An 11,086-nucleotide genomic window follows, 5' to 3' on the forward strand; every position below is an offset into this window, starting at 1 on the left:
CTTAAAAAATTGTCCATGCAGGCGATGCTTACTTTTGCTGCAATGAATTTAAAGAAACTGGCAAACTGGACTTGGACTAGTCCAAAAATGGTATAATAATTGACCCCGTAGGGGTCAAATTAAAGTTTATATAGACCACAAATTGCTTAAAATTTGAAAAGGCATTTCGAATTAAGCTTATTCGGAATGCCTTTTGTCTACAATCTGAAAGATGTAATCATTTGATTACATCTTTTTTGTATATTACGCCAGGACTAGTCTTTTCCACCCTAGCCCATACATAATTTTTTAATAAAAAGCATAAGTTTTTATGAAGATTGTTAGCAATTTGCCCATTTCAACATAGACTATATGGACTTATTCCATAGGAGGGAAATCAGAGTGAAGATCCATATCGTACAGAAAGGGGATACTCTTTGGAAGATCGCCAAGAAGTACGGCGTGAATTTTGAGGAGCTGAAAAAGATGAATACACAGCTCAGTAACCCTGATATGATTATGCCCGGTATGAAAATAAAAATCCCAACATCAGGTGGATCGATAAAAAAAGAAAGCCATGTTGGAACGAATCCGGGTGCAGGAGGGAAAAAAGAAATTCCACTTTCGGAGTACTTTAAGGCTAAAGAAAAGCCAGTAAAAGAAGTACCGACGAAAGAAGCGCCAATTAAAATGGCACCGATCAAAGAAGCGCCCAAAAAAGAAGTTCCAATAAAAGAATTACCGAAAAAAGAAATGCCAATGAAAGAGGAACCAAAAAAGGAAGCGCCGAAAAAAGAAATGCCAATGAAAGAGGAACCAAAAAAGGAAGTACCAATAAAAGAAATGCCAACGAAAGAGGTACCAGCAAAGGAAGTGCCTAAAAAGGAAGCCCCTATTAAGGAGACCCCAAGTAAAGAGGCACCAATTGAAAAAGAACAACCTATCTTAAAGGAAACACCAAAAGAACCATATACCCCAAAAATGCCCCTAAAAATCGCACCAGAAATAGATTTAAGCAATTATTACACAATGAATATGCAGAAAATGAAGGTAGAACAACCGAATATACTGCCTGAAGTTAAAGATGTGCCAATGAAAGAAAATCCGGTACCATCTCCGCCACCAATGATGGAGGCTCCTGCAGAAATGCCAATGCAAGAACAATGTGTTCCTGTTACACCAGTTATGCCTGGTCCTGGTTTTTGTCCTCCATTTGGTGGTTTTCCGATCGAAGGACATTTTTCAAATCAATATGGCCAAATGATGCCAATGGGTGCAGGATATGTACCGGGTTCCCCTGGAGGAGAACCGCCATTGGCTGGAACCCAGGCTGGAGCACCTTCAATGGGTGGAACATCAAATCAGTTTAATATGGATGATGAATCTTCTACATTTATGCCTCAATTACCAGAAATGAATCCAGGATATAATCTTGGAGCTGTGATGGGAGCTCAAACGCAAGATTCTCAACCAGCAATGCCATATATAGATCCGTCCACTTATGGCCAAATACCAGCGGGATATGGTCAAATGCCAGGAGGATATGGTCAAATGCCAGGAGGATATGGTCAAATGCCAGGAGGATATGGTCAAATGCCAGGAGGATATGGTCAAATGCCAGGAGGATATGGTCAAATGCCAGGAGGATATGGCCAAATGCCAGCGGGATATGGTCAAATGCCAGGAGGATATGGCCAAATGCCAGCGGGATATGGTCAAATGCCAGGAGGATATGGCCAAATGCCAGCGGGATATGGTCAAATGCCAGGAGGATATGACCAAATGTCAGCGGGATATGGTCAAATGCCAGCGGGATATGGTCAAATGCCAGGAGGGTATGGCCAAATGCCAGCGGGATATGGTCAAATGCCAGAAGGGTATGGCCAAATGCCAGGAGGATATGGTCAAATGTCTGAAGGATATGGCCAAATGCCAGTGGGGTACGGTCAAATGTCTTATGAATATCCACAAATGATGGGACCAATGGGAATGGGTTCAACTGAAGGAGGAATGCAACAAATGATGCCGATGAGCCAACCTTCACAAGGGATGTCGGTAGGCTCAGGTGCAGGTGGTGACTGTGGATGTGGTGGCAGGTCTCCAATGGAGACACAATCGGAGCCACAGGAACAAAATTTTGTACCACCAACCCCTCCAATTTATAGTGCACCATTAACAGGATTTGATCACACCATTCAGCCTCCTTTTATGAATCCTTATGGTATGGAACCAATGGGATCAGGTTTTGAAGATGAAAGCAGTTAATAGGGATTACAAGGGAGACGATACTTATTATGATCGTCTCTTCTCTTATTTAAAAACGAAATTTCTAACGGAAAACCTGCAATTAAAACCCATTCGAAAGGATGTCTTTCTTTTAAAGTCCCAAAAAATGACCTGTATTTTAAAAGGCTATCGCTCCGAGCATAAATTAAAAGTACATGAAGCTTTTACATCTACCCTTAGAAAAGAAGGATTTTTCCACACATACAAATTTTTAACTCCTCCGGGCGGAGAATTGCTTACATTCGAAGGTACTTATTTTGCTTGTATTGAGTATATTTCCCCTAATGAAATACCTTTTTCGTACCAAACCGTCCAAAATCGGAAAGAGGCTTTGAAACTACTGGAAGATTTTCATCAAATTACCTCTCATTTTGAAGTTCGCTATCGCACTTTACTACCGAAAGCGGAGCTATTAGGAAAATGGATAGAAAGATACAAGATGTTTATAAATAATCTTCCTACGATTCGTTATTTTATAAAAGAACCGTATATTTCCGAAATGATATCTTGGGCAAGTTGGTCACTAAGTCATTTAGAAAAAAATCAAAACCTACTTGATCAACAATCTAAAGTCATTTTACATGGAGATGTTGCTCACCATAACATTTTACGTGATGAAAGTGGCCGTTTATTTTTAATTGATTTTGACCTCATTCAAATTGGGCCGCCTGCTTATGACTATTTGCAAATGTCTAACAGATTTTTACCACACTTAAATTGGTCTTTTGATCGACTTTCTAAATATAAACAAATTAGGAAATATATAAAGAATCGGGCGTTTTTGTATGCTTTGGCTTACCCTGCTGATATTTTTCGCGAATGGAATCGAATGATTAGAGAAAAAACATATTTTGATCCAAATAAATTAAAATATGTTACAGAACTATCTATTGGTCAATTTCATATCAGGAAACAATTTATTGAGCAATTAAAAAATATTTTAGAGGAAATACAAGAATGAAACCCCCACAAAAATACCAACCTAAATTTGAGCATAAAAAAATGCTCAGGATGATGTAAGGGGGTTAGTTGCTTGAATAAAAAGCAGTGGATGATTCCTTTTTCTGTTCTTGCACTTATGGGAGCTGCGGGCTGTGCCAATAATACTGATCAAAGTGCTTATAATGATGGTCATAAAAACTCCTTAGGTCCGGTAGGGTATTACTCAAATGAAAATCATCCTGATAACAATTATAGGATTATGAGAGATAATGATGGTGCTATACCAGAATTAATGGATCACACGATTGGGGAAGAGGACCACTTTATTAATGAAAACAGAAGACGAAATTTGCAGGATAAAGACGAAAATGGACATCCGAAAAATCCATCCACCCCATTAGCGAAGACCGATAAAAATTTTTTTCAGCGTGATAATCGTTTTAGTAGAAGTGATGCGAATTATCATGGCCATTTAAATAAACCAATTGGTACTGGTTCTGTAACGAAACCAGAATATCAGGAGAATATAACTGATCAAATCCGTAGCCGGGTAAGAAGGATTGACAATGTACGGAGTATTAGATCTGTAGCTTATGGTAATACTGTCGTGATTTCAGTAAAATTATTTGATAATCGCAAGGAAGCTGAAACGAAAAGAGATATAAAAAATGCGGTAAGAACTTTAACAAGCGGCAGACCAGTAAATGTGATCATCGATGAAGGGACTCTAGGACGTGATCGTAATATCAATAATGAAGTACGCCAGCCAGAGCCTTAATAATTAAAAGGCAAAGCTTCAAGAGCTTTGTCTTTTAATGTGCACTCGGCATGTATTTTTTCTATTTGGTTCAACTTTTCTTTAGTTAAAGATGAGAAGTTCTGGGTATTTCTCTTCTTACTCCATTTTCAACAGAGGATAAAAATAGAAATGAAGGCTAAACTAATAGTGGATAAATTGTTTATTATTTATAAGTAAGAGGTGAATAGCATGAGGTTCAACAGAAAGATAGCTTCTCGATGTAGTTTGGCTGTCGTATTAGTGCTTTCTTTAATATTTGGATTGGAAAGGACTAAAACAATGGCTCAATTAGATAAGCAGCCACAGTCAAAAAAGGAACCTCTGCAAATGACAGTTATTTTAGAACGAGAATATTTAGATGGAGAAGTAAGTCAAGAAGTTGTGAAAGAGACAGTTTGGTCCAAGGAAAAGTTTTGGACAAAGTACGATCAGTGGAAAGTGATAAGTAGTGACGAGAAAGCGGTAGTATTTCGCAAACAAATAGATGATATCTCCCCATTATTAAAGGCTAATGGATATTTTGGCATTACGGATGATGGAGTGTTAACGATTTTCAATGGAAGGCCAGATCGGTCTAGAATTATCCAATCATTTTTTCAAATTGATATAAAAAAACTGGAATTTAAAACCCAAAAAGAACTTCTAGAAGGAATTCCTATAAAAAATAAAGACCGGTATGTGGAGGTTTTAGAGACTTTTAAGCCATATTCGCTGAAAAGAGAATGAATATTGATAAAACAGTCTGGTTTTCATTGAATCAGCCTGTTTTTTTTATGAGATAAGAAAGTATTTTTCTAGCAGCGATTTTCTTCATCTACTTTTCAATTGTATGTTAGAATGAGGTCATGCGCCCAAAAGGGGCAGCAGGAAAATAGGGGAGAGAGTCGTCTTGTTTGAATTTATTAAAGGAACTATCGAGTTTGTCGGTCCGGAATATATTGTCATTGAAAACAATGGAATTGGTTATCAAATATCCACTCCAAATCCGTTTATCTATTCTGGGAAAATGAACACGATGGTGACTGTTTATACGTATCATTACGTCCGAGAAGACATCATGGCTTTATATGGATTTGAGACACGAGAAGAAAAACGTCTATTTACAAAGCTATTAGATGTCTCAGGGATTGGTCCAAAAGGTGCGCTTGCGATTCTTGCTTCGGGTGAAGTACAGCAAGTGGTTCATGCGATAGAAAATGAAGATGAAAGCTTTTTGGTCAAATTCCCAGGAGTTGGCAAAAAAACCGCGCGGCAAATGATCCTGGATTTGAAAGGGAAACTCCAGGATATTGTCCCCGATTATTTCCCGAACCTATTTAATGCTGATAAACTTCAAGTACATACAGAAGTGCACAACACGGCATTGGAAGAGGCTATTCTTGCATTGAAAGCCCTTGGTTATTCCGAAAAAGAAATTAAAAAGATTTCACCTGAATTAAGAAAAGAACAGCTGTCCACAGACCAATACATTAAAATGGCCCTGCAGCGGCTTTTGAAATAGGTGATAAAATGGAAGACCGTATCATATCAAGTGAAGTAAATGAGAGTGAGATCAGTTTTGAACAAAGCTTGAGACCTCAAACATTAAAGCAATATATAGGTCAGGAACAGGTAAAGGGAAATCTAGAAATTTTTATTAAAGCAGCCAAGCTTCGAGAGGAAACGTTAGACCATGTGCTTCTTTATGGTCCCCCGGGGTTAGGAAAAACAACGCTAGCAGTCATTATTGCCAACGAAATGAATGTAAATATACGTACAACCTCGGGACCGGCTATTGAAAGGCCAGGCGATTTAGCTGCGATTTTGACGGCCCTCGAACCGGGGGACGTATTGTTTATTGATGAAATACACCGTCTTTCCCGTTCTATTGAAGAAGTATTGTATCCGGCAATGGAGGACTTTTGTCTTGATATTGTGATCGGGAAAGGGCCGACAGCTCGGTCCGTTAGACTGGATTTACCGCCATTTACATTGGTTGGTGCTACAACAAGGGCAGGGGCATTGTCGGCACCATTTAGGGACCGATTTGGAGTTTTGGGACGTCTCGAGTATTATAAGGAAGAAGAACTAAAAAATATTGTCAAACGAACGGCAGAATTGTTTGAAACCGAGATAGATGATGAATCTGCTGCAGAAATTGCCCGTAGATCTAGGGGAACCCCAAGGATTGCCAATCGCTTGCTTAGAAGAGTGAGGGATTTTGCCCAAGTAAAGGGTGACGGGGAGATTTGTTTGGCTCTAGCGAAGGAAGCTCTTGAATTGCTACAAGTGGATAGTATGGGATTGGATCATATTGACCATAAATTATTAAAAGGAATGATTGAAAAATTCCGAGGTGGACCGGTCGGACTTGATACAATCGCAGCATCCATTGGAGAAGAAGCTGAAACGATTGAAGATGTCTATGAGCCGTATTTACTGCAAATTGGGTTTCTTCAGCGGACACCAAGGGGAAGAATAGTTACCCCAAAAGTGTATCAGCATTTCGGCATGGAGATTCCGGGTGTGTAATGGGCCCAATAACGATACCATTTTGACATGGAGGTGAAAGAACGTGACAGGCCTTTCAAAAACACTTATGATTATCGGTGCAATTATTTTTTTGATTGGTTTACTCATGCCATTTATTAACCTTGGAAAACTGCCGGGTGATATTGTCATTAAAAAAGGGAATACTACTTTCTATTTCCCTATTGTCACTTCCATTGTCTTAAGTATTGTTTTATCATTGATATTCTATTTTATTGGACGATTCCGTTAATGTAAGGTGTGTTTTACGTGAAGGTAGACTTATTTGATTTTCATTTGCCTGAAGAATTAATTGCTCAAGTTCCTCTACAAAATCGGATGGATAGCCGATTAATGGTATTGGATAAAAAAACAGGCGCAATTAAGCATGAAGTATTTAAAAATATTACCGAATATTTGCGTGAAGGGGACTGCCTTGTTTTAAACGATACAAGGGTTCTTCCTGCACGCCTTTTTGGGGTAAAAAAGGATACAGGAGCTAAAATTGAAGTGTTGCTATTAAAGCAACTGGAAGAAGATCAGTGGGAAACACTGGTGAAGCCTGCGAAGCGCGTGAAGATAGGTACAGAAATTGATTTCGGCGATGGCCTATTGAAGGCGGTTTGTACAGGAACTTCAGATCATGGAGGTCGAGTTTTCAAATTTACCTATAAGGGTATTTTTTATGAAGTTCTTGACCAGCTTGGCGAAATGCCTCTTCCACCGTATATTAAGGAACAGCTCGATGACCGAGAACGGTATCAAACGGTGTATGCTCGTGAACCTGGTTCAGCTGCTGCTCCGACAGCAGGGCTTCATTTTACAGAGGAGCTTTTAAATGAGGTTAGGGAAAAAGGTGTACATATCGCCTTTGTTACTTTACATGTTGGGCTAGGAACGTTTCGGCCTGTTAGTGTGGACGATGTCCAAGACCATGAGATGCATGCTGAATTTTATATGGTTTCGGAAGGAACTGCGAGACTCCTAAATGAGGTAAGAAACAATGGTGGCCGAATTATTTCAGTTGGAACCACCTCCACTCGGACGTTGGAAACCATCGCTTCTGCAAATAATGGCCGCTTTGTTGAAGGAAGTGGCTGGACGGATATATTTATTTATCCTGGCTATGAATTTATGGCGATAGATGGAATGATTACCAATTTTCATTTACCTAAATCCACCCTTATCATGCTTGTCAGTGCTTTGGCAGGACGGGAGAATGTATTAAATGCCTATCATATAGCTGTCGAACAACGTTACCGCTTCTTTAGTTTTGGCGATGCGATGTTGATCATTTAGTGGAAAAGATGCGGAGCGATGCTGAGAGGAATGTTTTTAGGTAGTGAAACTAAAATATATTCCTCTTTTACACTCCTTTTGCACCGCTCTGCTCACACTGCTTTTAGGAAGGAGAAAGTAATTTGACTGCGATTCGCTACGAATTAATTAAAACATGTAAACAAACGGGGGCCCGGCTTGGCAAAGTGCATACCCCACATGGATCATTTGATACACCTGCATTTATGCCGGTTGGAACACTTGCAACCGTTAAAACTATGTCTCCTGAAGATCTGAAGGAGATGGGTGCCGGTATCATTTTAAGTAATACATATCATTTGTGGCTCCGTCCCGGTCATGATATTATCAAGGAAGCAGGTGGACTACATAAATTTATGAATTGGGACCGGGCCATCTTAACCGATTCTGGCGGGTTCCAAGTATTTAGTTTAAGTGAATTCCGTAAAATTGAAGAGGAAGGGGTCCACTTCCGTAACCACCTTAGTGGGGAAAAATTATTTCTATCACCGGAAAAGGCCATGGAAATTCAAAATGCTCTTGGTTCTGATATCATGATGGCTTTTGATGAGTGCCCGCCGTATCCGGCTACATTTGAGTACATGAAAAAATCGGTGGAACGTACCTCAAGGTGGGCGGAGCGCTGTCTAAAGGCGCATCAACGACCGAATGAACAAGGATTATTTGGAATTGTTCAAGGCGGTGAATATGAGGAACTTAGGAAGCAAAGTGCCCAGGATTTAATTTCACTTGATTTTCCTGGGTATGCCGTAGGCGGATTATCGGTTGGTGAACCAAAAGATGTAATGAATCGTGTGCTTGAATTTACGACACCGCTCTTGCCAGCCAATAAGCCGCGTTATTTAATGGGTGTTGGCTCACCTGATTCACTCATTGATGGAGCAATTCGTGGTATCGATATGTTTGACTGTGTATTGCCGACAAGGATTGCTAGAAATGGTACTTTAATGACAAGCCAGGGTCGTCTTGTAGTCAAAAATGCCCAATATGCAAGAGATTACGGTCCACTTGACCCAGCATGTGATTGTTATACATGTCGTAATTACAGTAGAGCTTATATAAGACATTTAATTCGCTGTAATGAGACCTTTGGAATTAGATTAACTTCTTATCATAATCTATATTTTCTGTTAAGATTAATGGAGAAAGTCAGACAAGCCATAAGGGAAGACAGGCTTGGTGATTTCCGAGAAGAATTTTTTGAGCAATATGGTTTTAACAAACCAAATGCGAAAAATTTCTAATAGATGTTGGTTGAAAGGAGGGAAATAGGCATGGAAGGATTAGGTTCTTTAATTCCACTTATATTGATGTTTGTCATTTTTTATTTCTTACTAATCCGCCCACAGCAAAAGCGTCAAAAAGCGGTGCAGCAAATGCAAAACGAATTGAAAAAAGGTGATAAAATCGTTACGATTGGCGGATTACATGGATTTATCGATTCTATCGATGAAAATAAAGTTGTCATCAAATGTGGTGACGGTAGTCGTCTTACATATGACCGTACTGCAATCCGCGAGGTTGTTGAACCTGCAAAGAATGCAGAAGTATAATAGTAAAAAAGGAAGCCACCCTGCTTCCTTTTTTATTTTACTTAACTTAGAAAACTGTCTAGTTCCAGTGCTTCAACCGAGACTCCTTCATTCTCTTTCTACGATAAGTTAACATCGGTTCATTTTCGCTCACCGTGTTTCCTATATCTCAGTTGGAGACCACCACAAGGAAAGCTCCGAGAGCATTAACATCGCACGACCGAAAGCGATAGCTTTTGGGAGGAAGCCATACGCCGCTGAGCAGGGAGCTTTCGCTTTTCTAAACCGAGCGAGTTTTTCCGCTAGTGATATTGACACCTAGGATTCCGCCCATCATGGAGATTAATGTATAACATGTATGATAGATGATCTGCTCGAAGTCAAATAGGCGATCATAACCTAAGTATTGGAACAAAAATACAATTAACGAATAAAATAGACCGGTAAGTCCTCCAATTAACCACCCTTTTTCTTTTCGTTTCCTCCCGGACAGAAAACCACCGCCAAACAATCCGATAAACGATAAGGTTGTAACAACATATTGAAGGGATGATTCCTGAACCGAAGTAAATCTAAGAATGAGGGAAAAAATTAAACTGGAAAGAACGGCAAATGCGAAAATAAAAATCAATCCGTACAGCATTGCTGTACCCAAGCTTTTTGATTCGATGTTTCTCTCCTCCTTCAGTTGCCTGCAGGCCGACATAATTTATTCCGAATTAATCGTGTCAAGCCTCGGAAAACAGTTTTATTTCTTAGTACAAGCGTATTCATGAATCGGTGAAAGTAGAATTAAAATTTTTTTATTAAATAAATAAATTGGTAATTGATTCCGTTCATGATTTTTTTCATTCTGTAGACTCTATAACTGAGTGGAAAAAAAGGAGAGGTAACACGTGGAATATATTTTTACAATGGTGTTTCGGACTATTTTGCTATACGCGGTAATTGTCTTGATCTTTCGCTTAATGGGAAAAAGGGAAATTGGAGAATTGAGTATTCTAGACCTTGTCGTTTTTATTATGATTGGTGAATTGGCAGTCCTTGCTATTGAAAGGCCGAAAGCCCATTTAATTGAAGCTATATTACCAATGTTTTTGTTAATGTTAATTCAAATTATTATGTCCATTGCTTCATTAAAGAGTAAAAGATTTCGTGATTTGGTAGATGGAAAACCAAGCATAATTATTAACAGGGGAAAAGTAGATGAAGAAGCTATGCGTCGTCAGCGCTATAATTTTGATGATTTATTAACTCAATTAAGAGAGAAGGATATTCGGAGCATCTCAGACGTTGAGTTTGCCATCTTAGAATCAACAGGTAGTTTATCAGTCATCGAAAAAAAGAATAAAAATAACAACAAGTCAAATTCAAAAAATCAAGGTGATATTACAATCCCATTGATAATGGACGGACAAGTAAATGAGGACCATTTGAAAAAGATTAATAAAACGAATTTATGGCTTCGCCAGGAATTGAAAAAAAGAGGTTACAGAGATATAAAAAAAATTTCGTTTTGCAGCTATGAAAATGGGGAATTTTATATTGACCTTATGGATGAAGAATGAAAGACACGCCTTAATTAATAAGCGTGTCTCAGATTGTAGACAAAAGGCATTCCGAATAAACTTAATTCGAAATGCCTTTTCAAATTTTAAGCAATTTTTGGTCTATATTAACTTTAATTTGACCCCTACGGGGTCAATTATTATACCATTTTTGG

11 protein-coding genes and 2 pseudogenes are annotated in these 11,086 nt (G+C 38.9%); 11 read left to right on the forward strand and 2 right to left on the reverse strand.

The window, feature by feature from the left end; translation table 11 throughout:
* Positions 1 to 351: 351 nt before the first annotated feature.
* Positions 352 to 516: pseudogene (safA, locus tag G4Z05_RS16745) on the forward strand (SafA/ExsA family spore coat assembly protein); the annotation flags it as partial.
* 167 nt (positions 517 to 683) lie between these two features.
* Here the strand turns inward: safA and G4Z05_RS16750 are convergent.
* Positions 684 to 998 (reverse strand): annotated as a pseudogene (locus G4Z05_RS16750) (pentapeptide repeat-containing protein); the annotation flags it as partial.
* Between the two features lie 1,232 nt (positions 999 to 2,230).
* Here G4Z05_RS16750 and G4Z05_RS15835 point away from each other — a divergent pair.
* The 9 genes from G4Z05_RS15835 (at position 2,231) to yajC (ending at position 9,384) form a co-directional block, all read left to right on the forward strand.
* Positions 2,231 to 3,226 (forward strand): aminoglycoside phosphotransferase family protein, encoded by a 996-nt coding sequence (locus G4Z05_RS15835; RefSeq protein ID WP_163252777.1) that lies wholly within the window; start codon positions 2,231 to 2,233, stop codon positions 3,224 to 3,226.
* Positions 3,227 to 3,298: 72 nt separating this feature from the next.
* On the forward strand, positions 3,299 to 3,985 hold the full coding sequence (locus G4Z05_RS15840; protein WP_163252762.1) for a YhcN/YlaJ family sporulation lipoprotein: 687 nt from the start codon (positions 3,299 to 3,301) through the stop codon (positions 3,983 to 3,985).
* A 210-nt stretch (positions 3,986 to 4,195) separates the two neighbouring features.
* Complete coding sequence (locus tag G4Z05_RS15845; protein WP_163252764.1) at positions 4,196 to 4,732, forward strand: BofC C-terminal domain-containing protein; 537 nt, start codon at positions 4,196 to 4,198, stop codon at positions 4,730 to 4,732.
* A 163-nt stretch (positions 4,733 to 4,895) separates the two neighbouring features.
* Positions 4,896 to 5,507, forward strand: coding sequence for a Holliday junction branch migration protein RuvA (ruvA, locus tag G4Z05_RS15850; protein WP_163252766.1), 612 nt, complete (start codon positions 4,896 to 4,898; stop codon positions 5,505 to 5,507).
* Positions 5,508 to 5,515: 8 nt separating this feature from the next.
* Positions 5,516 to 6,517: a Holliday junction branch migration DNA helicase RuvB gene (ruvB, locus tag G4Z05_RS15855; protein ID WP_163252768.1), complete on the forward strand. Its 1,002-nt coding sequence runs from the start codon at positions 5,516 to 5,518 to the stop codon at positions 6,515 to 6,517.
* Positions 6,518 to 6,560: 43 nt separating this feature from the next.
* Positions 6,561 to 6,767 carry a DUF2905 domain-containing protein gene (locus G4Z05_RS15860; protein ID WP_038536457.1) on the forward strand — a complete coding sequence of 69 codons (207 nt, stop codon included), beginning with the start codon at positions 6,561 to 6,563 and terminating at the stop codon, positions 6,765 to 6,767.
* A gap of 17 nt (positions 6,768 to 6,784) precedes the next feature.
* The gene (queA, locus tag G4Z05_RS15865) at positions 6,785 to 7,813 is read left to right on the forward strand and encodes a tRNA preQ1(34) S-adenosylmethionine ribosyltransferase-isomerase QueA (RefSeq protein ID WP_163252770.1); all 1,029 of its coding nucleotides are present in this window, start codon (positions 6,785 to 6,787) and stop codon (positions 7,811 to 7,813) included.
* Positions 7,814 to 7,935: 122 nt separating this feature from the next.
* Positions 7,936 to 9,075, forward strand: a complete 1,140-nt coding sequence (tgt, locus tag G4Z05_RS15870) for a tRNA guanosine(34) transglycosylase Tgt (RefSeq protein ID WP_163252771.1) — start codon at positions 7,936 to 7,938, stop codon at positions 9,073 to 9,075.
* A 30-nt stretch (positions 9,076 to 9,105) separates the two neighbouring features.
* Positions 9,106 to 9,384 (forward strand): preprotein translocase subunit YajC, encoded by a 279-nt coding sequence (gene yajC / locus G4Z05_RS15875; protein WP_163252773.1) that lies wholly within the window; start codon positions 9,106 to 9,108, stop codon positions 9,382 to 9,384.
* A gap of 259 nt (positions 9,385 to 9,643) precedes the next feature.
* Here yajC and G4Z05_RS15880 read toward each other — a convergent pair whose 3' ends face one another.
* Positions 9,644 to 10,006, reverse strand: a complete 363-nt coding sequence (locus G4Z05_RS15880) for a TIGR04086 family membrane protein (RefSeq protein ID WP_240465410.1) — start codon at positions 10,004 to 10,006, stop codon at positions 9,644 to 9,646.
* A gap of 253 nt (positions 10,007 to 10,259) precedes the next feature.
* Here G4Z05_RS15880 and G4Z05_RS15885 point away from each other — a divergent pair, with 253 nt between their 5' ends.
* Positions 10,260 to 10,931, forward strand: coding sequence for a DUF421 domain-containing protein (locus G4Z05_RS15885; RefSeq protein WP_395534871.1), 672 nt, complete (start codon positions 10,260 to 10,262; stop codon positions 10,929 to 10,931).
* Positions 10,932 to 11,086: the final 155 nt, after the last annotated feature.

Source organism: Neobacillus thermocopriae (assembly GCF_010975035.1).
Taxonomy (GTDB): Bacteria; Bacillota; Bacilli; order Bacillales; family Cytobacillaceae; genus Neobacillus; species Neobacillus thermocopriae.